This is a genomic window from Sphingobacterium siyangense, assembly GCF_007830445.1.
Lineage (GTDB): Bacteria > Bacteroidota > Bacteroidia > Sphingobacteriales > Sphingobacteriaceae > Sphingobacterium > Sphingobacterium siyangense.
Window position 1 is genome coordinate 1 of record NZ_VLKR01000011.1, and the last position, 24336, is coordinate 24336.

20 protein-coding genes and 1 tRNA gene are annotated in these 24336 nt (G+C 41.1%); 8 read left to right on the forward strand and 13 right to left on the reverse strand.

The genetic code is table 11. The features are described 5' to 3' along the window. Positions 1-230: 230 nt before the first annotated feature. Complete coding sequence (locus IQ31_RS11270) at positions 231-2747, reverse strand: family 20 glycosylhydrolase (protein WP_145328038.1); 2517 nt, start codon at positions 2745-2747, stop codon at positions 231-233. 140 nt (positions 2748-2887) lie between these two features. Between IQ31_RS11270 and IQ31_RS11275 the strand changes: the two genes are divergently transcribed. After that, positions 2888-2959 (forward strand) — tRNA-Glu (locus IQ31_RS11275). Between the two features lie 121 nt (positions 2960-3080). On the opposite strand, the gene IQ31_RS11280 is transcribed toward IQ31_RS11275, so the two are convergent. Next, positions 3081-4064, reverse strand: coding sequence for an ISAon1 family transposase (locus tag IQ31_RS11280; protein ID WP_236586049.1), 984 nt, complete (start codon positions 4062-4064; stop codon positions 3081-3083). Continuing rightward, a complete protein-coding gene (locus IQ31_RS11285; protein WP_070569066.1) occupies positions 4057-4410 on the reverse strand; it encodes an ISAon1 family transposase N-terminal region protein in 354 nt (117 codons plus the stop codon). Before IQ31_RS11285 ends, IQ31_RS11280 begins: the two co-directional genes overlap by 8 nt. Positions 4411-4705: 295 nt before the next feature. Between IQ31_RS11285 and IQ31_RS11290 the strand changes: the two genes are divergently transcribed. Beyond that, positions 4706-5968: a site-specific integrase gene (locus tag IQ31_RS11290; protein WP_145328039.1), complete on the forward strand. Its 1263-nt coding sequence runs from the start codon at positions 4706-4708 to the stop codon at positions 5966-5968. A 710-nt stretch (positions 5969-6678) separates the two neighbouring features. On the opposite strand, the gene IQ31_RS11295 is transcribed toward IQ31_RS11290, so the two are convergent. The 6 genes from IQ31_RS11295 to IQ31_RS11320 all read right to left on the reverse strand — a co-directional run bounded on the left by IQ31_RS11295 (position 6679) and on the right by IQ31_RS11320 (position 12609). Continuing rightward, positions 6679-8220: a Fic family protein gene (locus IQ31_RS11295; protein WP_070565846.1), complete on the reverse strand. Its 1542-nt coding sequence runs from the start codon at positions 8218-8220 to the stop codon at positions 6679-6681. A 512-nt stretch (positions 8221-8732) separates the two neighbouring features. Then, positions 8733-9050, reverse strand: a complete 318-nt coding sequence (locus IQ31_RS27650) for a hypothetical protein (RefSeq protein ID WP_115045974.1) — start codon at positions 9048-9050, stop codon at positions 8733-8735. Beyond that, positions 9043-9315: a helix-turn-helix domain-containing protein gene (locus IQ31_RS11305; RefSeq protein ID WP_145328040.1), complete on the reverse strand. Its 273-nt coding sequence runs from the start codon at positions 9313-9315 to the stop codon at positions 9043-9045. The genes IQ31_RS27650 and IQ31_RS11305 overlap by 8 nt, the downstream gene beginning before the upstream one ends. A gap of 133 nt (positions 9316-9448) precedes the next feature. Next, positions 9449-10174 (reverse strand): TMF family protein, encoded by a 726-nt coding sequence (locus tag IQ31_RS11310; protein WP_070565849.1) that lies wholly within the window; start codon positions 10172-10174, stop codon positions 9449-9451. A gap of 749 nt (positions 10175-10923) precedes the next feature. Beyond that, a complete protein-coding gene (locus IQ31_RS11315) occupies positions 10924-11748 on the reverse strand; it encodes a class I SAM-dependent methyltransferase (protein ID WP_070565850.1) in 825 nt (274 codons plus the stop codon). 69 nt (positions 11749-11817) lie between these two features. Next, positions 11818-12609, reverse strand: a complete 792-nt coding sequence (locus IQ31_RS11320; protein WP_145328041.1) for a helix-turn-helix domain-containing protein — start codon at positions 12607-12609, stop codon at positions 11818-11820. A gap of 319 nt (positions 12610-12928) precedes the next feature. Between IQ31_RS11320 and IQ31_RS11325 the strand changes: the two genes are divergently transcribed. The 3 genes from IQ31_RS11325 to IQ31_RS28230 all read left to right on the forward strand — a co-directional run bounded on the left by IQ31_RS11325 (position 12929) and on the right by IQ31_RS28230 (position 13916). Next, positions 12929-13228, forward strand: coding sequence for a transposase (locus IQ31_RS11325; RefSeq protein WP_145328042.1), 300 nt, complete (start codon positions 12929-12931; stop codon positions 13226-13228). A gap of 121 nt (positions 13229-13349) precedes the next feature. Then, the gene (locus IQ31_RS11330; protein WP_262886153.1) at positions 13350-13592 is read left to right on the forward strand and encodes an IS3 family transposase; all 243 of its coding nucleotides are present in this window, start codon (positions 13350-13352) and stop codon (positions 13590-13592) included. 15 nt (positions 13593-13607) lie between these two features. Continuing rightward, positions 13608-13916 (forward strand): DDE-type integrase/transposase/recombinase, encoded by a 309-nt coding sequence (locus IQ31_RS28230; RefSeq protein WP_145328146.1) that lies wholly within the window; start codon positions 13608-13610, stop codon positions 13914-13916. Between the two features lie 193 nt (positions 13917-14109). Here IQ31_RS28230 and IQ31_RS11340 read toward each other — a convergent pair whose 3' ends face one another. Then, positions 14110-14517 carry an Arm DNA-binding domain-containing protein gene (locus tag IQ31_RS11340; protein ID WP_070565854.1) on the reverse strand — a complete coding sequence of 136 codons (408 nt, stop codon included), beginning with the start codon at positions 14515-14517 and terminating at the stop codon, positions 14110-14112. Positions 14518-16081: 1564 nt separating this feature from the next. Here IQ31_RS11340 and IQ31_RS11345 point away from each other — a divergent pair. Beyond that, a complete protein-coding gene (locus tag IQ31_RS11345; RefSeq protein ID WP_244294464.1) occupies positions 16082-16954 on the forward strand; it encodes a phosphotransferase in 873 nt (290 codons plus the stop codon). Between the two features lie 164 nt (positions 16955-17118). Beyond that, on the forward strand, positions 17119-17754 hold the full coding sequence (locus tag IQ31_RS11350) for a carbonic anhydrase family protein (protein ID WP_070565856.1): 636 nt from the start codon (positions 17119-17121) through the stop codon (positions 17752-17754). Between the two features lie 293 nt (positions 17755-18047). Here the strand turns inward: IQ31_RS11350 and IQ31_RS11355 are convergent, their stop codons facing one another. From IQ31_RS11355 to prfB, 3 genes are all read right to left on the reverse strand, one after another. Next, positions 18048-19349, reverse strand: a complete 1302-nt coding sequence (locus IQ31_RS11355; RefSeq protein WP_145328044.1) for a nucleotide sugar dehydrogenase — start codon at positions 19347-19349, stop codon at positions 18048-18050. Between the two features lie 34 nt (positions 19350-19383). Next, entirely contained in the window at positions 19384-20829 is a 1446-nt protein-coding gene (locus IQ31_RS11360) for a glycosyltransferase family 2 protein (protein ID WP_201303443.1), read from the reverse strand. A 454-nt stretch (positions 20830-21283) separates the two neighbouring features. Then, a protein-coding gene (prfB, locus tag IQ31_RS11365) for a peptide chain release factor 2 (protein ID WP_112375267.1) occupies positions 21284-22367 on the reverse strand; the annotation gives its coding sequence in 2 pieces (ribosomal slippage) (positions 21284-22306 and positions 22308-22367; 1083 coding nt in all). 218 nt (positions 22368-22585) lie between these two features. Here prfB and pgi point away from each other — a divergent pair. Then, positions 22586-24256: a glucose-6-phosphate isomerase gene (pgi, locus tag IQ31_RS11370; protein ID WP_145328045.1), complete on the forward strand. Its 1671-nt coding sequence runs from the start codon at positions 22586-22588 to the stop codon at positions 24254-24256. Positions 24257-24336: the final 80 nt, after the last annotated feature.

Genomic DNA, 24336 nt, shown 5'->3' on the forward strand with positions numbered 1-24336 from the left:
AACAGTTCTGTGAAATAATCAACAAACAACTCACAAATCTATCGCATAGCCATATTTAATAAAAAAGCTGCCTCAATAAATTTGAGACAGCTTCTATTTTTATGCTATTTTCTTTTATCAGCTTAAGTATCCTTTCATCTAGTGGACGCTGGATCGACTGATGTTATTTTAGGCAGCTTTTTTTTGCGTTATCGACACCAATAGCGTTCACCATGATGAATCCCGATGAATTAATAGCTGATCACATCACCTGACCGTCCTTTGGCATCAAATACTTTAAATAAGTATTTTTTTCCGTTCTGGAAAGGTATCGGACCACTCACCAGTTTTGATTTCAATGTTGGCGTACTTCCATTATCGCTATAATAGACTTTAAACCCAGGATAATCGGTGTTGATAAGAAGCTGGTTACCCTCTTTCTTGATTCCAATTTTTGGAAGTCGATAGGTATAGCCCCCATTTACCCTATCCAGTTTTCTCAATTCATCCTCACCTAATTTTTTGATAAAGGCGGTATACGATTTGCGGTAAGTAGCTTCGTCGAAAGAATCCCCTTTTTCCCAGGCCTGTTCAGGTGCCCAAGCGCGATCGGCAATCGCTATTAATCGTGGAAATATCATTTCCTCAAGACGCTGGTCAGTGGATACCTTTTCTGCCCATAAAGCACCTTTAATACCAAGGAGATTTTTCTTCCCTTCAGCTGTAAGCTGTTCTTTATTGGTGTAAGCCTCTGGTTTAAGATCTTTTCCAGTATCATCCTTCCGTAGATTGATGAAGAAATTTTCAGGAGAGAACGAATAGGTTCTATTCAGATTAACCGTGCCTACCCAGCTGTGTCCTGGATCTGCAAAGTCACGGTCCCAAGACATATCGAGGTAGTTGTTTGCCGCACTCGTGTAAACAACTTTATAACCAGCATTTGCCAATCGATAAGCGAGGTCTTCCTGTCCTTGGCCAGGGAGATTGTTCCATACATTCAAATGGATGCCGGATTTTCCCAGATCGGCATTTACAACCATGCCTTTTCCTTTATTGCGCATACCCATTTCTTCCCATCCCGACATCGTCAATCCTTTTTCTTGAACAAGGCTATTAATTTTGGCAATATACAGTGGCCATACATCGAGTACATTGGCGATATTATTCTCCTTCATAAAGGCCAACACCTTGGGCGATTTCTCCCAAACACCACTTGGCGTTTCGTCGCCGCCCAGATCGATAATTTTCAACGGAACTCCAGCTTGATCATGTATTGCTTTGATTTCATCGATCACCTTGCTCAGGAAGTGATAGGTTGAAGGTAGGGCAGGGTTCATGACATTGTCATTCCAGTTTTGTGCAGAGTTGTAAACGGACTTGTCCTCTGCATCGTCCAGCAAGAACTCCTCTGCCTTCTGTTTATCGCCAAGTTTTGAATAATGGGCAAAACGCGCCCGCATTGCTTTAATCGCTGCACGCGCATGACCAGGAGTTTCTACTTCGGGTATGACATCGATATGTCTTGCCTGTGCATATTTTAAAATTTCAATATAGTCAGCAACACTGTAGAATTGATGCGATTTGGTGGTCGCTCCAGAACCATAAGCAGACTGTATCGCTTTTCCATCCTCAAAATTAGCCGAACGATTGGCTCCGATAGCCGTTAATTCAGGTAGCGAAGGAATTTCCAATCGCCAACCTTCGTCGTCAATGAAGTGGAAATGGAATTTGTTCAACTTGTAAGAAGCCATGAGATCCAATATTCTTAAAACCTCGGCTTTGCTATGGAAATTACGGGCAGCATCCAGCATAAATCCACGGTAGCCATAACGTGGACTATCTTCAATGTTACCGTATGGTAAAGCGATTGATTTTGTGGCTTTATTCCATTGATTGTGATTGATCAACGATTTTAAAGATTGTATGGCATAAAATGCACCGGCTTTATCGGAAGCTTCTATTCGTATACCTTTTGTACCAATCGTCAAGTGATAGGATTCCGGCTTTAAGTTATTTGCTTTGACAATCTCGATGCCACCCTGAGGGCTAGATGAAGCCGTTAGCTTAATACCTGAATATGCTGAAAAAAAGTTTGTCAGAAAGTTCGATTCGCTCGCAAAATCCTTATCGACAAAAAGTTTTGTACCTGTCGATAGATTGAATTTCTCGTTATTATTGATGCTGATATTACTTGGTAAAGGAATGACATGTTGTGCTGCTGTCCCCTCCACAAGCTTGTTTTGATCGTATTTATAAGCAAAGTAATCTGTTTTTTCAGCGTCCGACTGGGGAGCGATTTTAACAGCAGAATAATCCGAAATATTTGTTGCAAGCCCAGTTTTATTATTTTTTAGGTATAGACCAATTGGCCCATCCGTATAATTGACCAGTCCGGTTGTGATAAAATCAATGTGGATCGTATCTTGCGCATTTAATGAAAAGTTATTTTTCTTAAAGCTAACCTGAAAGAGATCCCCGTTTCGGTGGTCTATCGCAAAACGTTTGTCGACCTTATCGGGGTCGATAGATCGGATAAAATTAAACCAAAGGCTCCAGTCGTTGAGTTGAACAGCACTTTTCCCCTTGTTTTTTAAAATTAGGGTAGAAACCGGATTTTTACGGATATTCTCTCCGTCTTTGACCTTCCAGGTGAGCTGCAGTTGATCTGCGATTGCACTCGATTTCTGAGCATAGGCTTGCTGACTTAACAAAGCCAAGCCTAGTCCGGCATAGAGTAACGGTTTTTTGATTTTTTTTAAATTAGTCATGTTGGTTACTTTTTCAATGACTTTAAATATAGCTATTTTAGAGGGTTTTATGATCTATTTCAAAAAAAATGAATAAAAAAAAGATAAAAATTTTGACAGATTTATAAATATTTCTATATTTGCACACCGAAACAGAAAACGGCCCGTTCGTCTAGGGGTTAGGACGCAAGATTTTCATTCTTGAAACAGGGGTTCGATTCCCCTACGGGCTACAGATCTAAAAGTCAAAACGTACAAAAGCCTGCAAATTAAACATTTGCAGGCTTTTTTGTTTTTCAGTATCTACAAAACCTATAATAAAGGATCATACCGAAAGTTTGGGGGGTAAAGTTTTTAAGCATACAGTTTCATTACTCTATATAAGAAGAATGTGGTGTCTCTTACGCCCCGAAAGACACTCCTGAAAGCTTTGAGCTTTGCATTGAAAGATTCTGCTGAAGCATTGGTGCTTCTGTTGTCGAAGTAGTGTAGGATATATTGATGATGTGCCGCAATGGATCTTGCTACGCTCTCAAAAGAGGCGATGCCCGCATTCTCAACCTGATTATGCCACAGTCCCAGCTTGGTAAATGCTATCTTTTTGTCCCTGCATTTATTGAATATGTCACCCAGGGCAATTCCAAGGTCATAAGCGAGCTTTAGTTTGGGAAACCGCATGAACAACTGTTCAGCTCGGTATTTCTGGTTTTCGGACCATCGGCCTGGATGCTTGAACAAGAGGTGTCTGGATCTAGCCAGTAACTGTTTGAGCGTGTCTCCATTAGGCAACAACTCGGGTTCATATGGGGTTCCCTGCTTTCTAGAATAGGCCATCTTCTTGCTTTCTGCATCCAATACTTCCCAACGATACCTGATACGGAGTTCCTGCACTGCATCGTAAGCTAACTTTTGGACATGGAACCGATCGACCACACGCCTGGCATTCCTGAAACATCTACGGATTGCCTTAGCCATGTTCGGTGCCATATCCATGGTCACCTCCTTTACCTTATTCCTTGAACGTAAAGGTATTCGCTCAAGAACAGTCATGATATCCTCAGCCTTTGTGCCCCTGATAGTTGCCAAAATCGTCCCTTTACGCCCTTTTGCCGATTTACTGCTAACAATGGTATATAATTCACCGTTGCTAAAACTGGTCTCATCGATGCTCAAGCGTTCGGAGATATTCCCGGGGAAAAGAGTCCATCGCTCTGCATGTGGCTTTTGGCCCCAATCATGGAAGTCACTGAGATGGTTCTTGTATTGATCCTGAAGTTGCTTGCCGTCCATCTGGAAGAATAATCCTACCAATTGAGCACTTACAGGATAGTTATCCAAATATCTTCTTTAAAAAAAGCCCGAATTCAGTTGTCATTCGGGTACCTTCACGGACCAGGTTCCAATCTCTTGTGATAATCTGTCCCGTATCTAAGACTGTCCAGCGACGGCGGCGGATATGTAATGTGACTTTCTGACCTCTAATGGGAAAGTCGGAAATCTCTGTAGAAGGCATAAAGCCCTTTGACTCCAGCTTGCTGTTCTCATAGCCTGTTGGAGAAATATTAAGCTCATCTAAATAAATGTGGAGTTGATTGTCAACCTGATCGACTTCTAAAATCTGAAAGTATTCTAAAAGCCCTTCGGGCATCAATAGCGATAGTAATTTACGTTCGGCGTCTTGCAAGGGATATCTGTATTAAAGATGCTAAACTAGGAAATTTTTAATATTCCCCCAAGAAGTCTGCTTGATCCATAATAAATCCAAAGAAAAAAGTGAGTCATTCAGTGAGTCATTTTCGCTCATTTACTCACTCACTGAAATGACAATAACATTCTTATAATCAAGATGTTTAAAAATCAAACATCTTGATCTGTTTTAGTTGCAAGGCTAATTTTGCATCGCTGAAATTTGTTTTTCAGTGGTGATGCAGAGCTCGCCGCAAAGGCGGCTCGGTTTGTTTCACTTAAATGATGTTGTCATGAGTACAAATTATTCCTTGCTTTTCTATCTGAAGAAACCAAAAAATTATGTTAGCGGCCCCAAGTCGATCTACATGCGGATTACCGTAGATGGTATCCCAAAAGAAGTTTCCACTGGACGAGAATGCTATCCGTCCAAATGGAATTCTAAAGCCAACCGTGTGAAAGGCACAACAGAAGCTGTCAAGACCCTGAACAGCTATCTTGATACCCTCGTAACTAAAATAAGTACGATCCATACCGCTATGACGGCTGCCGCAGAGGAAATCACAGCGGAATCGATCAAACTTAAGTATCAGGGAAAGGATACTAAATGTAAAAATTTCTTAGATGTCTTCAGGGAGCATAATATGCAGATGGAAGCATTGCTCGGCAATGGATTCAAGCCCAATACACTCAAAGGATATAAAACCTCTTTATTGCATGTTTGTGAATACCTTGAGAAAGAATTTAGACTAGCAGATATCGACACAAGAAAGATTGACCATGCTTTTGTCACAGGCTACGAATTCTTTCTTCGTGCCACGATAGGCTGTTCAGCCGTGTCGGCAGCAAAATACATGAAGCACCTTCGCAAGATCATCAAGGTATGTATCGCGCACAGATGGATAACGGACGATCCATTTGCCTTTTATAAGATCAAGGTCAAAGCTAAAGAGAAGGAATTTCTGACAGATGCGGAACTTCGGAGGATAGAAGAAAAGAACTTCAAAATACCAAGACTTGCACATGTCCGCGATATCTTTGTCTTTTGTTGTTACACTGGACTTTCCTATGCAGATGTAAAGAAACTAAAATGGATTGATATTTCTGAAGGAGTGGACGGAAAACTCTGGATCTTCACCAGCAGAGAAAAAACCGAAACGTCGTCAAATATTCCACTACTTCCCAAAGCTCTTGAAATCATTGAAAGGTATCGTGATTATCCGCCGTGCATAGCCAAGGATATGGTTCTTCCAGTTCTCAGCAATCAGAAAATGAACAGCTATCTTAAAGAAATAGCGGATGTGTGTGAGATAACAAAAGAACTCACTTTTCACAAATCACGTCATACGTTCGCCACTTCTGTTACATTGGCAAATAGTGTACCTATCGAAACTGTTTCCAAGATGCTTGGACATACGGACATTAAGACTACGCAGCATTATGCGAAGTTATTGGACAATAGGGTCGCAATAGACATGGAAAAACTGGAAAGAACGATCGAGAATAAAACTGCGCCAACAGGTCATGCTAAAATCGCAGCGCTATGGGCCACCTAAGGTGCTTACTTTAATAAAGGCAAATCATAGTCGAAGAAATATTGCTTAATTCAGGAAGAAAGCGATGTTTTCATACATCGCTTTCATATTACATATTTGTAGTAAGAATTTAGAAATTTAGATATAATAGTTTATTTATCGCCAATTGCTCAACGAACCGACATGCCTGTACCTAGTACCGGATAAGCCTGATCAATCCTACAGGAGGTATTATCACTACCAGCCAGAAAATTGACGGGCCCTATCCGAGTGGATTACTATACGGAAGCTATCCATGCTGTTCAGCTGAGCGATGTTCTAGACCCATCTGATATGCCAGCAACAGTTAAAGAATCTTAACAAGGAACATAATAAACAAACTTTCGAATAGGGTACTAGGAAGATAAGCTATTGGGCAATATTGCTTTTATGCTATTAGGCTTGCCCTCCTGCTATCGAATCACGCTGTTTGGAACTGAGATTCGTTCTGAGTACAAAAAAATGAAGTGTTTTAATACGCGCAAGTTGTGTTTTCGGGGACCCCGAAAACCATCTTGCCTTTACTCTGCAATGCCTCAATTGGGGCATTGCAGGGTAAAGGGAGAACAACCTTCGCAACTCGGTCTTTCTTTCCAAATCTGGGGATAGCGCAAAATAGGATTTGCAAAATGCTAAAATGTGGTATTTTGTATCACCTATTCAACTAATTTTCTCAAGACTTATTTGAGAAATTAACGTCTGAGACTACTACCCCTGTCCTGTCCATCGTCATCCTGTTCCCATGGCTTTCGGTCTGGGGTAGCAATTCGAAGAATATACCCGTCGTCTTCTTTGAAAGCGTTACTCGCTTCAAGCACATGGTGCATAGCGGAGAGATCTTCTCCCTTAATCGTTTCGCTGAACAACTGTGCTCTTTGCAACATTCGGATAAAGGTATCAGGTTCCTGCCTGCGTGTCAATTGTCTGAGTGCGCCAAGGTAATCGTCCCGGAAAACGGTTGGTATAATGATCTTGGTCTGTCCCTGGCTGGTCAGCTCAGCATTCATCATCACTCTCGCCAATCTCCCATTTCCATCCAAAAAGGGATGTACCTCGCTGATCATAAACATCATGAATGCAGCTTTGGCAAAAGGGTGCCTTAATGCTCTGTAGAAATCAAACCCCTGTACCAATGTACCTCCAACAAGCTCATGGTCGACAAATTCAGTATCACCAGCCCGGTTGTTGCGGTCCTTGAACTCGCCCGGATTTTTGTCAGGTCTGGCAGTTAGCATGGTCTTATGCCGATAGCGAAGGATATGAATGAGCTCATCAGAATTCTTGGGGACAACCTGCATTTCCTCACGATTACTGACCATTTGGTAAGTTCCCAGTATATCGTGAGAATCTTCTCCCCTTGCGGGCAAGGGTTTTCCGCTATCAATGATCTTCAGAGCCTCTTCTACCTCAAAACGGGTACCCTCGATAAAGTTAGAGAAGTAGGCTTCGTAGAAGGCAAAATTGCGGAAGGCCCTGGTTGTTTGGTTTGCGTCATATATATCCGCAAACTCACGCTGCTGCAATTCCACAAAGAGCTTTTCGAAGAGGTCCAACCGTGCCGGATCATACGGATGCCCAAATGCCCGGGCAATGGCCACCGGGGATTTCAGGATACCCGAGGGCTTAGTCGACAGCATTGCGCCGACCATCCGGTTCAGCTTATCGAACTCCCTATCCATACCCAGCCTGGTACTGATTTCACTTGCACGGTCCCGCAATTCATTTAGTCCCTGTTCGCCTTTAACCCGTACGATCTGATCCAATTTTTCTTCTATCTGAGGAATTGTCCATGTTTTGGACTCCCCTCCAACTTTACGGGATTCCTGAAGATTCTCCAATAATGCACGGTCCTGTCCTGAGACATAGAGTCCATCGGAAAAAAGTAAATCTCCTGGGAGTGGCCCTTGTCCCTGCATTAAGTTCAACGTAAGGCCCGGGAGTTTGACCTTTCTATCATAGGAATAAGTTAGAAAGATATCACCAGTATCAGTAGGTTTAAATTCAAGGGCGGAGCGGTGACTGAGCAAAACACCTGGATATAGATGCCCGATGATCTTGAACCTATTCCGAAGCACGATAGCCTCCGGAGCTTCCTCCAAATTTGGGGTATATATCTTCGGTGCAATCTTCTTCAGTTTTCCTTCTTTGACAAGCTTGCCAATGGCTCTGCTTATGTTGGAATCGCTGGAAGAAAACAGTATCTCCTGTAGGTGTAATGGGATATCCTTGTCCATGATCTTTACAAACTTTTGAGATTAATTATAGTAATCAACATGTCAGCACAAATTTTTCAAACTAACAAAGTGTATTTATGCGAATTTTTCAAACTAATTTAAGTAAAAATACAGATTTTTCAGATTTGTATTGGAAAGCTATAATTACTTTTTTCAAAAATTTCCTACTAAACTCTTCAAAAAAGCTTTGGTCTACAAATTTTTCCGGATAAACCCGTCTGTTTTTACAAATTATTTTAATTATGGAGCGGTTAGCTCTCCTATCAAGGGGTACATAGGAACTCAGGGAGACCGGATTCCTGCTTTTGGAGAAAGGAAAGTATACGCCACTGTAAAGTTCATTTTTCAGCACCCCGTCATTCAGATCGGCAGTATCCTTTTTGATTCTATTGAAATAATTAAACATCTTTATCAGGAATAGAAGTTTTGTCCTGCCGAGTTTAGGGGAAAGATGTTCAAGTCTGCGATTCACTTCCATAGAGAAGCGGACGCGTCTTGTGTTTTCATTAGATCTAGCCATTGCTGTCAGAATTATTGTTAGCGATAAACCTAAATCTGCTGGCCCTGGTAGGGTGCCAGGAGGGGATGTACTCCAGATAGCCATATAAGACGAGTTCGGAAAGGCATTTATGATAGGTAGCGATTGAACGGATCCGCGAAAAATGCATCAGTTTCCTGCGGCTGGTATAGAAAAAATCATGAAAGCCGGGTTGCTTATGAAAATAAAAAAGTGCCATAACCAGTTCGATATGTGATGGCAGCAGTCTATTATCTTTTGCGATGTGCTCAAAGTAAACTTCAAAGTCATGGTCTTGTGTATTGTTATCCATTACCTTCTCCTCCTTCCATCATCTTATCCACATCGCTGGCGCGATAATAAATGCTACCGCCGATTTTCTTGAATGGGAGCGTGCCTGTGATCCGCAGGTTTTGTAGCGTACCCGGAGATATTTTCAGTTTCTTTCTTACCTCACGGCTGCGGAAGCATTCCCTTTCGGCGTCAGTTTTTTCGTTTGTTAGGATCTGTCTGATTTCTTCGAGCAGTTCTTTCTTGAACTGCGACAGGTCTTCTTTTGTCAGGATGTCTAATAGCATGGTATACCAATTTTGTGAACAATATGTACCCCGGTTATACGCGGGGCCACTGCTACAAAGTTGGGATCTGGCGATGAAGTTTGGATGACCAACTCGGCGCGATGGTCATGTTCAGGGATCAAACAGGATGGGATCAATCCTTCTTTTTAGGAACGATGACGAATAGTTGCCGATCTTCTGGAATTTTTACTTCCTTCTGTGAATTATCTTTACCTACAAAATAATTTTTAGCAGTATCTATACTGATCTTCTTTTTGTTATTGCTAAAATAATTGGACACAATTTTATAATAGGGACTGAGCATATCCTTTCGTAACAAGGGAGCGCCGTTAGGAAGCTTTAATTTTTGCATCTGTTGAAATAGGTCGATCACTGTGGTATGATAATCATCGTATATTTCGATCTTGCGCATTATCGTGAAATCGGATAGCTTTTTATTCTCCTCCTGTAGTTTTGCGATCAGTTCATCTTTTTCCTTGAGAAGAATATCATTTGGGCGAACATTCCACCTGTCCTTTGGTGATAGGAAATCCAGAAATCCGCTCAGCTTTTTGATATTGGAAACGTAAAGTGGATGTTTCTTGGAAAATGGGTTCTGGTGATTGAAGTAATCTATCCTGGTAGAAACGATGTACCAAAGGTGGGAAAAGAACTCCTTCTCTGTTCGGTCTCCAGCCGATAGATAATATTTTAGATGGTACCTATAGTAATCATCAAAAGATTTCTCTTTCATACCGTATATCTTCAGTAGGAAATGATTGTCTTCATAGCCCCTTTTAAGTCCCATGATAGTTCCCAGTTTAAATGGATGTGGATCGAAATCGAAAGCTCTTCTGGGTTTAAAGTAATATAATGCCATAACTCTAATTTAGCGAAAAAATATTTTCTTAATAAAAAGATGGATATGGCCTGTTTAGTGTAAGAAGTTATATTCGGCAAATCTGTCTGAGGTTTTCAACTTTTTTGTATATTAAAGAGAGAAAGGACGCCAAGGCGTTTCATCTTCTTTAATGAATTTTTTCATATTTAGGTTTTATAATGAAACTCCTGCTTTAGTCTCCCAATGACAGGCAGGAGTTTTTTATGCAGTCCCCTTATTAACTCCTCATATTTTTATATAGTTATCTGGCCTATTGTTAAGGAATCGCATATGATTTAAAGTATACTACTCAGTATACCAAAAATGAGCTTTACGATATTGTAGAGGCTATAGAGTATCCCCGGAGGATACTCTAAACCCCATTTGCAGGGTATGGGGCAAGAAAAGTAGGGCTCTGCCCAACTTCTGCTTGCTCTAATGACTCGTCCTGAAATAAGTTTACACATTTCTTTTAAAATTTAATCAATTTCCTGAAACAGCTTTACAGCTTAATGACCTGGACCAACTATTCGCTGTACCAGCAGGATCCGGAGGTGACGGCCAACAGTGCAGGCGACGCCTACTAGAACCAGTGTGTTGTGAATCTAGGAATCTAGATCAGCCTGTAGGCTAGATGCGCACTGGTATTGCGCAAGCATCAGGTAACTAAGCAGAGCGGCCTACCTCCGGGTATGTTTCCGGAAGGTAGTGTATGTAAAGGCTGCTTGTCAGCCATTGAGGCGGGGGACTTACCTCAGTCCCAGTTGCCAGGTCTCCTGGACTTTGCCCCGGCTTTTGAGTAGCTCCAGCTGTTCACCCGTGGCTGCCGCCAGTAGCTTGTGCAGGCTGCTGTATTTGTCAAATTCGGGCGGGTACTTTTCGAGCACCCGGAAGCCTTGATCATAAAAGAACTGCTCGGCCTGGTCGAAAGACTCGAAGTAGTTGGCGTGCACGTTGTTTTTCCGGAAGAAATCGTTCCATTGTCCGTCTCTGTCGCTTCCCACGGCATGGGTCTCATGCCGGATATAAATATCGGCGGTGGTCCAGGTGCCGCCCTGCCGCTCGAGCAGCCTGCGGATATGCTGTAGGATCTGCTTTTTGTCTTCATCGTCGAAATACAGCAGCAGCCCCTCATTGATGATGGCGAGGTCGCTGCTGGTCTCCGGATTGCTTTCGGCGTGCAGGACGTCGAGCGGCTGTAACTGCAGGTTTTGCGGGACAGCCTGCTGCATGGTACTCAGCATATCACTCTTCTGGCTGATGATGGCCGGCAGGTCCGTGTCGATGTAGCTGGCGTCGGGGTGCTTGCGGGCGTAGTCCAGACCGCGCAACGAGAAGCCCGCGGAAAGCTCGAGTACGGTAGGTGCTGAGGTCTTTTCCAGAAAGTAATCTAGGGAGCGGTACCGCATTTCGAAGTGCACCACGCTTGCCCAGAAACCAAAATCCTGTTGCGGAGCGGCAGGGATTTCGATGCCGAAATAGGCGGCTACCTCTTCCGCAAAGGGAATGGAGCCTGAGGCCGCTTTGAAGGCCAGCAAGGCGCTGGCGGTATCTGTTACTTTTTTTAATCTCATGATTGTGTGTTTTTTTCTGCAAAGTAACAGCACCCCGGGATGGCAAAATAGGAAAAAGTAGACCTATCGTTATTTGTTGAAGGCATTGCCCAGCTGGTTGGGGGCGCGCATGAACTGCCGGGGCCGCTGTGCGAATACCTTGCGGAAGTTTTGCAGGAAGTGGGATTCGTCATAGTAAAGGTCATACTGATGGTCTTTGTTTTCCCTTTGATGATCACGGATATAGAGGTTGTACATCGCCTGCAGGCGCACGATGGAAGCATATTCTTTCGGTGTCAGGCCGACCTGCTGCTTGAACAGCTTATTGAGATGTCTCTGCGAGCCGGGAATATTTTCGAATACCTCCCGGATTCGGATATTACCCTTATGCTGGTCGATGGCATCCACTGCACTGATGACGCGCCCATCGGCTGCAAACTGTATCCGCTCGGCCAGCAGCTGCAGCAGCGAACCGATACTGTCCGCAGGCAAACCAGTGCAGGAGTCCAGTACCATGCTGCCGTCCCGCTTCAGGCGGGAGATGGACGCTACCCTGTTGACTAATGTGGGCATGGCAGCACCTGCGATGGCATAATAGCCATAGGGCCTGAAGGTGATGCCGATGGAGCTGACCGGGACAGAACCGCGGAGCACAATATTTTTGTTGTGAGGGCCCACCAGATGCAGGTCGTACAGCGGATGATGAAAGACCGTGTCGTCCACGACATGCTCGTAAGTACTTTGGTAGTTCCACAGCAATACGCATTTACCGGTCGGGATCACTAGGGCCTGCTCGTGCTCGGGGAGCTGCTCCGGGCTTTCGAACGACCAGATGGACTCAATCAATGGAGATAAACTGTCAGGTACGGGATAATACTGCATGCCGGCATGTAAAAAAGCAAATATCGGAATAATGGGCCAGTCGCGCAACAGGGGCTTCGTGAATTCTGATAGCGGTAAGTTAACTTATTTTTTCCAACCTTTTTGTGTACAGGAGATGTTCAGACCGTAGCAATCATTCCCGAAAGGGGCTAATATCTCGATTCTTCGGCAATATTTTTAATGTCAGTTGACAAAAAGTCGAATACTAAGACTAACTTTCTGTAGGTAAATCTATATCAGTTGAATCATAGACAGCATCGTGTGGAGTTGCTACTTTTGGTGCGAGACAGATTTAATAAGTAATTTAAAATTTGTAGAGTTGCATAGAAGGTTTGATGATTCATTTAAGATAATGGCAGTGGATCTGAGCGTTGTTAGAGGGTCAGTGGCAGAAGTTGCAAAGGAGCTGGATATAGGACCCAGTTTGCTCAGTAAGAGGTGTAGAAACCCTCATTATAATGAGGATAAAGTTTTCCCTGATAATCCTAAAATTAGCACTGGGGAACAGGAGTTGAGGATTTTACGTAAAAAATTAAGAGATGCAGAGTTAGAGTGTGATATATTAAAAAAGGTCATAGCCATCTTCTCCAGGGGAGACGATACATATACCGATTCATAGAGGCTAACCGAGAGGTAAATTACGTAGAGAAGATGGCGAGGTATTGAACGTTAGCAGCAGTTGTTTTTACCGTTGGCAAGTTTCTCCCGAGTCACCTAGGGAACTGCAAAGTAAATCACTCGTGGATAAAATAAATCAGGCACACATGGATAGTAAGTATATCTATTGTAGCCCACGGATATCCGCAGAGCTGCACAAAAAAGGTGAAAAGGTGTCAAGAAGCTATGTTGAAGGGTTGATGAAGAAACATGGAATACGAAGTAAGGTGAAGAAAAAATTTAGGGTGGCCACAGATTCGAGCCATAGCTATAGGATAGCTGAAAATCTCCTCAAAAGAGATCTTTCGGCGGATTCCCTGTCGTAGAAATGGGATGGAGTCATTACTTACATCCATACAAGTACAAGATGGCTTTATCTAACAACAGTCATCGATCTAGCGGACAGAAAAGTGATCGGATGGTCTTTGAGCACTGACATGACCGCTACAAACACTACCGTAGAAGCCATCAGGATGGCTATTAGAAACGGAGGTGTCAAAGTTGGCCTTATCTTCCATTCGGATATAGGGATGCTATATGCTTGCGATGAATTCAGGAAGATAATTGTAGAAAACAGGATACTTCAAATCATGAGCAAGAAGGCGAATTGCTGGGACAACGTAGCAGCTGAGAGCTTTTCAAGACATTAAAAGCTGAAATTGTCTACCATAGAAAATTAATGGATCAGCAGTCAGCTAGATTGGAAATCTTTTGATACATTAAAGGGATTTTACAATACCCAAAGAATACATTCTGCTCTGCGGTATAAAACCCCTAAGCAGATCGAGGAGATGCTATTGGAAAGAGAAAGGGTCTGTAAAATGAACTGTGTCAAGGCTTGCTTCACCGCCCCACGGGGCGTGAAGTGACCATCTTTTCAAAATCCTCATTCTGTTCTTTAAATACTTTAAGAATGGCATCATCCATTACACCAACCCCTAAAAAGGACAGCTTTACTTTTTGTGCAGTTGCAAAGCCTTCATCCTTGAGCATATCATCGTAAATCTTGTTGATACGCACACGAATATTGTCCAATTTGAGATTGGTACCCAGGGCCTGGGCACTTTTACCTAAAACTCTTCCGTGCTTTAAATCCCAATTATTGGGGTTGATGTCCAGTTTGGTACTAAAGGATTTTGGTATTCCGTCAATAGTGATACGTCCCATAACAGGCACGTTTCCGTTCTTCTTAGGTTCATTCTTCTTCAGGTAGAAAAGCAGTTTGAACGTGGATCTTTTCTCTTGTTCCATAACTCAATTGTTTAACGTTTAAAATTAAATTTTATTGAGTTACAAGGGAATATGAAAATTTGTGTAAATGACTGAAATATAGATTGTTATATTATCATTCGGTTGGTTGTACTCAGTAACGATTTAGTAACCTAACCTTGTAATTTTAAGCCCAAAACTTGTCGGACACCTACTTCCAAATTTTGCCTCACGTTTTCTAAACTACTGTATATGAATGGTCTTAACCATTTTGCTTATTTTTGCTTTCTTCTAGTATTTTTTAAGAAAAAAAATGAACTGATATATCTTTTCTGTTGTTTTGGAGTCCAAAAACAACAGAAATTCCTTAGATAAACACTGTATATTTTTTTGATTTTCAGCGATACAAAGCAGACACTTTGCCTAATAACGTGAGACAAATAGTCAAAGGTTTTATCTTCGCAAGAATGCTGTTCTTATTTTCCTTCGGTTCCGGAATTTATAGTTACGCATCGATTCCTAATCCAATACATGCATATTATTCCTCGATGTGTACATGCAAGTGAAAATTATGACAATAATGCTCTAAATAAGTGAAAACTTTGCGTTCCACTGGCTGTACCTCAGTTCTTTCATCGCAATAGGAGGTCTAGTGACATTTCTCTGTTAGAGGTGAAGACTCTCTGGACAAGACAATCGACATAACGGTTGCGCATCTTCAGGTCAAGTGTATCCTTGTTTGTTGGCCGATAGATTTACACATTTTAAGTTATACGGACGAGGAATTCAATCGGTTTTTCTCTTAGCAACGCCAGATCAGCCTCTTGTGGCAGTGATTTTCGATGGTTCGAGCATCATCGAGCCTTTCTATACTTTTTTTCGTGAGACAAACACAATTGTACAAAAAATTTATTGGTTAACGTGTCCTTTAATATATCATCCGCATGAATTAAAAAAGGGAAAACACCCTTTTGCGAGGCCGGACTTTTCTGCATTTAATTCTCACATCTCAGTCCTTCAACATTCCCCTCAACCTTGTTTCAGATCGTCGACAACGAATTTCTCTGCAAAAAAATTTAGTGCCCAAGATCAATGTACCAAGTTTTGTAGCCTCCTATTCTTTCGGAAGAATCTGGCACATCTTAATTATTGGCTTTTGCACCGACATTTTGTTTCGAAGTGTTTGTTAGCCTCCTGTTTGAAAGATAAGGAGGCTTTTTTAAATTTTAACTTGCCAAGTTTAACGCAATTTGCCATATTTAAGTTGTATAGCAATTGCAGCTAAAACGTATGTCAAACCAGTGAGGGATTCAGTGAGTTGGGAAAACGAAAGTTTGTAAGACACTGATAAAGAGATTATTGCCCGAAGAGTGTTATTCCCCTACGGGCTACAGATCGAAAGATTAAAAACTTAAAAAAGCTTGCAATTCATATTGCAAGCTTTTTTTATCTTTGAGTATCTACAAAACCAATACGAACTTCCAGAAAAAAAATGACAACATTTCCTGTTATAGCTTCTACTCTTTCTGCCAAACAATTAGGCGATTTTGTGATAAATAGATATGGCCTAGACGACAAATACCAATGTTCCTTATTCAGAACAGGAATGAACCATACGTATTTTCTTTCCAACAGCGAAACGAAATACGTTTTGCGCATTTATAGTCATAATTGGCGGTCAAAATCCGAAATTATTGAAGAACTTGAACTTTTGAAATCATTGAAGAAGAATAATTTAAGCGTTTCTTTTCCAATTGAAGATAAAGACGGAGGGTTCATTCAAGAAATAAATGCGCCTGAAGGAATCAGATACGTTGTACTTTTTTCCTTTGCTCAAGGGGAGAAAATTCGATTTATGGACATCGAAACGTGCTTTCGGATAGGTTCTCTAATGGCAAATATTCATAACCATACCGAAAACAAGAACATTAACCGTGTGTCTTACAATAAGAAGTCGCTTATAGAATTACCTTATGCGTATTTACAACAATTCTTCTCAGACAAGTTGCCAGAAATGGAACTCATCAAGGAGTTTGGCAGAAATTTTCAAAATTCAGATTTTGATCATACGAAAACCGGAATTATACATATGGATATCTGGTATGATAATATGGCTGTTACAGACGAGCATGAGATTACCATTTTTGACTTTGACTTTTGTGGAAATGGATGGCAAATTTTAGACGTTGGATATTTCTGCAAACAGCTGTTTTTCATAGAATCAGATAAAGAGCAGTATGAATTAAAAATCCAAAGTTTCCTGCGTGGATACCAAAGTAATAGACCTTTATCTGAAAAAGAGCTCAGGTTAATACCGAAAGCTGGCGCTGCTATTTTTATTTTTTATCTTGGCGTACAGGCGCAAAGATTTGATTGGTCCAATATATTTTTGACAGAAAACTATCTTAAAATGTTTGTCGGAAGAATTAAAGCTTGGATGGACTATTACGAAAAGAAAGAAGTCACTGTGGTTAAATAAGGCAAGATTAAGGAATATTAATTCGGTTTTACGTTGAAGGCTGGAAAACAACTCTTGCATAAGCGTTGGGTGAAACTATAAACCAATTACAGGTATTTTGTCTTGTTGGTAATTAAAATGTAACGTATTAATTTTACCTTTACTATTCCAAATAATATAATTTTATGAAGGCACATACGTACGAAACACAATCAACAATTACCCCACAAAAGGCATTGGACTTCCTGAAAGAAGGAAACCAGCGCTTTGTTAATAACCTGAAAGCTAACCGCGATCTTCTCGAACAGGTGAATGCTACACGTGAAGGGCAGTGGCCATTCGCCGTGGTGCTAAGCTGCATCGATAGCCGTACTTCAGCTGAACTTATATTTGATCAGGGACTGGGTGATATCTTCAGTATCCGGATTGCCGGAAATTTTGTCAATCAGGATATTTTGGGATCGATGGAGTTTGGTTGCAATGTGGCCGGTTCTAAACTTGTTGTCGTTTTGGGGCATACCAAATGTGGGGCATTAAAAGGAGGATTGGATGCGGCGCAGATCGAGGGTATGGGAATGGATAACCTAAATCATTTGATTAATCATTTCGACCCGATCATCAATGAAGTGATCGAGCAGGGGGAAGAACGTTCTTCTAAAAATAGTGTACTGCTTGAAAAACTAAATCAACAGAATATTAAACATGCAATCCGTGACATTCGCAAACAGAGTTCAACGCTCCGGAAATTGGAAGAAGAGGGTAAAATTAAAATTGTCGGAGCGAACTATGACGTCGAAACTGGTAGCGTAAGTTGGCTATAAGCCGAAAGGTCGTGTATACTTTTTAAGAATAAAAAGCATGACGGTCATTTGCTTGAATCCATGCGAATAGTTCTGTGTCATCTAACTGTTTCATGATTACCGCAATTTGTGTAACATCCCTAGTTTAATTAGGTTAAATTATAATTGTGGTGTTGAGTTAATATTAAAAACAGAAATATAGTAATGTTTTTTTATCAAACGATTGCACAAAATGCCAGATACTAAAAATCCTGATCTGCTTAAATTTTTGACAAGTAGATCAGGATTTGAAAAAAGACAATTAGAACGGATCTTTATAAGCGGGCATCTACAAATTTTCTGTCGAGTATGCCCTTAATATCAAAAACAACGGATGGGTTCTTTTTTAAGTTATTGAGATCTAAATGTAAGAACTCTCGGTGTCCCACAGCTAGAATAACACTGTCATAATCTGCAGATTCGGGAAGATCCGATAATAGTTTTAAATTAAAATGTGATTTCACTTCATCTCTATTGACCCATGGATCATAAATGTCGACTTTTAGACCAAATTCTTGAAGATCCTGAATCATATCTATAACTTTACTATTTCTCATATCAGGACAGTTTTCTTTGAAGGTGATGCCCAATACTAACGCTTTTGCCCCTTCAAATTTGATGTTTTTCTGAATCATCAATTTCACCACTTTTGATGCGATGAAGGAGGCGATGTGATCATTCACCTCTCTTCCTGAGAGAATAACATGCGGGTGATAACCCAGCTGTGTTGCTTTTTGAGCGAGGTAGTAGGGGTCTACAGAAATACAATGACCGCCCACTAGTCCTGGTTTAAAACGTAGAAAATTATATTTTGTGCCCGCAGCATCTAACACATCCTGTGTATCTATTCCTACACGGTCGAAGATTAGCGCGAGCTCATTCATAAAGGAGATATTTACATCGCGCTGCGCATTTTCGATCACCTTGGCAGCTTCGGCAACTTTGATTGAGGGCGCCAAATGTGTCCCGGCTTCAATAATATTCTTATAAAGTCCATCTACCACCAATCCTGCCTCAGGTGTACTTCCAGAAGTCACTTTCATGACCTTTTGAAGTGAATTTACTTTATCGCCTGGATTAATACGTTCTGGTGAATAACCAACAAAAAAATCTTGGTTAAATTTTAATCCCGAGCAACTTTCCAAAACAGGTATACACTCTTCTTCAGTACAACCAGGATAGACGGTAGATTCATAAATAACCAAATCGCCCGGATTTAATAATCCGCCAATCATTTTAGATGCCTCCAACAATGGTGACAAGTCTGGTGAATTATAGCGATCTATCGGAGTTGGTACAGTGACTATGTATACGTTTGCATCAGCAATGTCTGCGGTAGAATTACTCGCATCATATCCCTTACTTTGGTTTGATGTGATAAATAGCTCTCTTGCACGTTCCAGTTCTTTTTTATCAGCTTCCAGTGTACGGTCAACACCGCGCCTAAGTTCATCAATACGTGTTTCATTAATATCAAATCCAATCACGGGGAAATAATCGGAAAATGCTATTGCTAACGGCAATCCGACATATCCTTGACCAATGATGGCAATTTTTTTTACCTGAAAATCTCTCATATATAGCTGTAAATATACGTTCTTTGCTTTAAATTTAACCTCTTGTCAACCAACCTCTGCGTCCAGCTGTTGCTATGGCATAGGGTGTAATCCAGAATAAACTGAAGGCGTAGAATATACTGTAACTATATGCCCAGAAAGCTTCTTTGGCATCCGAGTTTTTGGAAGCAAAGAAATAGGCCTGGACGCTGGAAAATATTAAGATACCGACCAATGTTGAGCTTAAGAACATCAATGGATAATGAAATACGGTCCATAACATCAGTAACATCATCGGATAAGACAATAACACTTTTTTCCATTGCATAAGCAATAAGATACGTGCTCCCCATTTAGGTCCCTGACGGAAATTCTTAAAGGCAAATTGACTCATCGCAATGTTTTCACGCACGTTGCTTCGTTCCCAACGGATAAACATCTTGTACAGATTTTTGTAACGTACAGGTGTGTCGGTATAAACGTATGCGTTGGATTGAAATAAAACATGATACCCCTGTTTCAGGATCATATTGGTCATCGCGCGATCTTCACCGATATCAGACGGTTGTCCCATAAAAGTCTGGTTAATCCAATCTTCCAAACAGTTCATCACAGCCTCTTTACGATAGCCAGATAATGCTCCTGGTGTACACATTACCGTACCCAACATACTTTGTGCAGAACGTACAAACTCAAAGCTGAATACGAAGCTCACATTTAACATACGCGGTATAATCGCTTTTTTAGTATTCAATACACGCACATTACCCGCAACTGCCCCACATTCCTTGTTTGTTACAAATGGACTCGCCATATTACGTATGGTATCCTTTTTAACAATAGAGTCACTATCAACCGTGATGAAAATCTCTCCCGTACCTAACTTAAATCCACGGTACAAGGCATGTCTCTTACCCATATTCTTGGGCTGCTGATAAATTTCAACACGATCGCCCAATTCCATTTTGGCACGTTGTATCCAAGCAAAGGTATTATCTTTACTACCGTCGTCGATTGCAATAATCTGCAATTTCTTCTCCGGATAATCGCTGCTAGCCAAACTATGTAAGGTATCATAAACTAATTGTCCTTCGTTATAAGCTGGAACGATAATCGTACAAGTCGGTAGCTCATCGTCCGATACTGAAGCAATGGGTTTATATTTACGATGCAGTACAATCAAAAAAATCAAAAAGCTGATAGCAACAACAGCAAGAAATATTCCCAACGCAATTAAAAATGTTCCGCCGATGCTGTCTAAACGTTGGAAACGTAATGCGTCAAAATCTGGTTGAAGCATGTATACGCCAAAAACTGACGCAAATAGTATAAAAAAAGTGGCTCCAAAAATACCATATTCTTTTGGTCCAAAGTTGCTTTCCTCGTTTTTGCTCACTGTGTGATCAGATCGCTTTTCTCCTGCATTTACATCATATACCGCAGGCTTCCATTGTTTGGCCATCTGCTTGGATACGATCGAGTTGTCTTTCATGTAATTCATAACCGTTCTATTTTAGATATACATTCTTTCGTTCAGTGTTTAAAGAGATACCGCTGTCGGTATCTTTTGTAATGAAAATATTACGATTCCATAAACGCAAAAGACATGCCTTTATTTCGTGCCAAAAATAAGCAATCCCTTCTAATTGTAACGTTCTTGATACAAATAATAAGTAATTAATCTGTTGATTTGTAGTGTTTTGTGATTTTATTGTAACAGAATTATGCCAAAATATAACGACGATCGATTCAATAGACTTTTAAGGTTTTTTAACATTTGCATGCAGATTGTTAAAAGAAATTGACAGTTTTTGTGACAAACTGTGTAGGAAAGGGGGCAATGTGCAGGTTGAAGAAATTCAGCTTAAGCCAAATAAAAAAAGCAAAGGATAGTACAAAAAAAAGACGCCTCCAAAGGGGGACGTCTTCAATATCATCAAGTTTCGGAATAGTCTTTATCCACCAAATTCCATTAGATAATTTTTTAGAAAATCATTTAGATCACCGTCCAGGACAGCTTGTGTATTGGAGGTTTCGTAATTGGTCCGTAAATCTTTAATTAACTTATAAGGATGGAGGACATAATTTCGAATTTGGGATCCCCATTCGATTTTCTTTTTGTTTCCTTCAATAGCAGCGGTAGCTTCCTGGCGTTTACGCATTTCAATCTCATATAACTGTGATTTCAATAAGCGCATCGCATTTTCTTTGTTTTGTAATTGCGATCTGGATTCCTGATTTTTAATAATAATGCCAGTAGGTTTGTGGTGTAATCGAACAGCTGTTTCCACTTTATTGACATTCTGACCTCCTGCACCACCCGAGCGGAAAGTATCCCATTCGATTTCTGAATCCTTAACATCAATCTCAATATTATCATCAATCAAAGGATAGACATAAACAGAAGCAAACGAGGTATGGCGTTTTGCATTGGAATCAAATGGAGAAATCCGAACGAGCCTGTGTACACCATTTTCGCCCTTCAGGTAGCCATAAGCAAAATCTCCGGATATCTGTAACGTTACACTCTTGATACCTGCAACATCACCTTCCTGCGAATCTTGTTCGGTCACTCGATATCCATTTTTCTCGCCCCACATAATATACATCCGCATCAGCATGGCAGCCCAGTCACAGCTTTCAGTTCCTCCGGCACCAGCTGTAATCTGTAAGATTGCATCCAGTTGATCTTCTTCGGCACTGAGCATGTTTTTGAACTCGAGCTCCTCGACTTTCTCTAAAGCTACTCTATATTGATCGTCCACTTCCTTTTCACTCGCGTCGCCAGATTGGAAGAACTCATACATGACATAGGCGTCTTCAACCGCCGCTGCAACTTCGTCGAAGTGGTCTGTCCATACCTTTTGGTTTTTTATGGCCAAGAGTATTTTTTCTGCAGCTTTGGAATCATCCCAAAAGCTTGCTTCAAGCGTAATAGCTTGATCTCTTTCTATTTCTTCTTTGCGTGCATCGATGTCAAAGATGCCTCCTCAGGGAAGTAACACGATCCCTCAAGTCTTGAATTTGTTCTTTTGTCATATCCGCTAAAGTAGAAATTTTAATTAATAAATTCGTGCTTCTATCGAATAACTTCGCGCCCAATATAGATTGTCCAATAGGGATAATTTGACCTTTTTTTTTTAGTTTTGGTATTGTCAACGGAATAAACCTTCATTTAAGGATCTACACAATGTGTAACAATGAAATACTGAAGGCTCTAATTGATGTTTAAAACAAATAATTTCAGTAAAAACAGTATGTTCCCAAAAATTAATTTTACAAAAACTGAGGCCTATAAGAATCTAGCGCAGCATTTTGGTTCTTTATCAGGTCTATCTAACAATAGCGGAAAAAATGATCTACGCGCACTTTTTGCCGCAGATCCCGAACGTTTTGAGAAGTTCTCGATCGCTTTCGAAGATATACTTTTGGATTACTCCAAAAATCGGATTACCGAAGAGACAAAAGCGCTCTTGATACAGCTCGCGAATGAATGTGGTCTTGAAGAAGCGATAGCCGCGATGTTCTCGGGTGAGCGCATCAACGTGACCGAAAACAGACCGGTGTTACACACCGCTTTGCGAAATCAATCCGATCAGCCCGTTTATGTGGACGGAAAGGATGTTATGCCCGACGTTAAACGCGTGCTGGCACAAATGAAAGCCTTCACGGAAAAGATTATAGCTGGTGAGTGGAAAGGATATACGGGTAAAGAAATTACAGATGTGGTTAATATCGGTATCGGTGGTTCAGATCTAGGTCCTGTGATGGTAACAGAAGCATTAAAAGCGTATAAAACGCGTTTAAATGTACATTTTGTCTCCAACGTAGACGGTACACACATTGCTGAAACATTGAAAGCTGTGAATCCTGAAACAACCTTGTTTCTGATTGCTTCAAAAACTTTCACAACGCAGGAAACTATGGCCAATGCGCATACAGCTAAGGACTGGTTTTTGGCTAGCGGAGCCCTTCAGGAGGATGTCGCTAAGCATTTTGCAGCATTGAGCACGAATACAGAAGCAGTACGTGCCTTTGGAATAGATACTCAAAATATGTTTGAGTTTTGGGACTGGGTAGGCGGGCGTTATTCCCTGTGGTCTGCTATAGGTCTTTCAATTAGCTTGGCAATAGGCTTTGATAATTTCGAGGAACTTTTGAAAGGTGCCTACGATGCGGACGTTCATTTTAAGGAAACTTCTTTCGAATCCAATATTCCCGTGATATTGGCTTTACTTGGTGTATGGTACAATAATTTTTTCCAGGCCGAAAGCCATGCAATTCTCCCTTACGATCAATATCTGCACCGTTTTGCTGCATATTTCCAACAAGGGGATATGGAGAGTAACGGCAAATATGTTGACCGTAATGGCCAGCAGGTGGACTATCAGACTGGACCGATTATATGGGGTGAACCTGGTACAAACGGGCAGCATGCCTTCTATCAGTTGATTCACCAGGGAACCAAATTGATTCCTTGTGATTTCATTGCGCCTGCCAATAGTCTTAATCCGATCGGAAACCACCACCAATTGCTATTGTCTAACTTTTTTGCACAGACTGAGGCTTTGATGAATGGCAAAACGGAGGAAGAGGTAGTTGCCGAATTCAAGAAAGCAGGCAAATCGGACCAAGAAATAGAAGCGCTTAAAGCCTATAAAGTCTTTGAAGGCAATCGCCCAACGAATTCCATCCTGTTCAAAATAATGACACCACGTACTTTAGGACGACTTATCGCATTTTATGAGCATAAGATTTTTGTGCAGGGTGTGATCTGGAATATTTATAGTTTTGATCAATGGGGGGTGGAGCTAGGTAAACAATTGGCCAATCAAATCCTTCCGGAATTAAGTGACGCCAATACGGTTACGAGTCACGACTCTTCTACCAATGGATTGATCAATGCATATAAAGCTTGGCGGGATTAAATTTCTAACTAGGATCTAAAAGAGATCCTTAATACAACAGGACTGCCCTCAGAAAGTATCTCACTTTTTGGGGGCAGTGC

Bases quoted from the DNA above. Each gene is read 5' to 3' on its own strand.
- IQ31_RS11270 (WP_145328038.1), bottom strand. From the start codon at position 2,747: ATGACTAATTTAAAAAAAATCAAAAAACCGTTACTCTATGCCGGACTA.
- IQ31_RS11290 (WP_145328039.1), top strand. From the start codon at position 4,706: ATGAGTACAAATTATTCCTTGCTTTTCTATCTGAAGAAACCAAAAAAT.
- IQ31_RS11295 (WP_070565846.1), bottom strand. From the start codon at position 8,220: ATGGACAAGGATATCCCATTACACCTACAGGAGATACTGTTTTCTTCC.
- IQ31_RS27650 (WP_115045974.1), bottom strand. From the start codon at position 9,050: ATGGATAACAATACACAAGACCATGACTTTGAAGTTTACTTTGAGCAC.
- IQ31_RS11305 (WP_145328040.1), bottom strand. From the start codon at position 9,315: ATGCTATTAGACATCCTGACAAAAGAAGACCTGTCGCAGTTCAAGAAA.
- IQ31_RS11310 (WP_070565849.1), bottom strand. From the start codon at position 10,174: ATGGCATTATATTACTTTAAACCCAGAAGAGCTTTCGATTTCGATCCA.
- IQ31_RS11315 (WP_070565850.1), bottom strand. From the start codon at position 11,748: ATGAGATTAAAAAAAGTAACAGATACCGCCAGCGCCTTGCTGGCCTTC.
- IQ31_RS11320 (WP_145328041.1), bottom strand. From the start codon at position 12,609: ATGCAGTATTATCCCGTACCTGACAGTTTATCTCCATTGATTGAGTCC.
- IQ31_RS11340 (WP_070565854.1), bottom strand. From the start codon at position 14,517: ATGGAACAAGAGAAAAGATCCACGTTCAAACTGCTTTTCTACCTGAAG.
- IQ31_RS11345 (WP_244294464.1), top strand. From the start codon at position 16,082: ATGAACCATACGTATTTTCTTTCCAACAGCGAAACGAAATACGTTTTG.
- IQ31_RS11350 (WP_070565856.1), top strand. From the start codon at position 17,119: ATGAAGGCACATACGTACGAAACACAATCAACAATTACCCCACAAAAG.
- IQ31_RS11355 (WP_145328044.1), bottom strand. From the start codon at position 19,349: ATGAGAGATTTTCAGGTAAAAAAAATTGCCATCATTGGTCAAGGATAT.
- IQ31_RS11360 (WP_201303443.1), bottom strand. From the start codon at position 20,829: ATGAATTACATGAAAGACAACTCGATCGTATCCAAGCAGATGGCCAAA.
- pgi (WP_145328045.1), top strand. From the start codon at position 22,586: ATGTTCCCAAAAATTAATTTTACAAAAACTGAGGCCTATAAGAATCTA.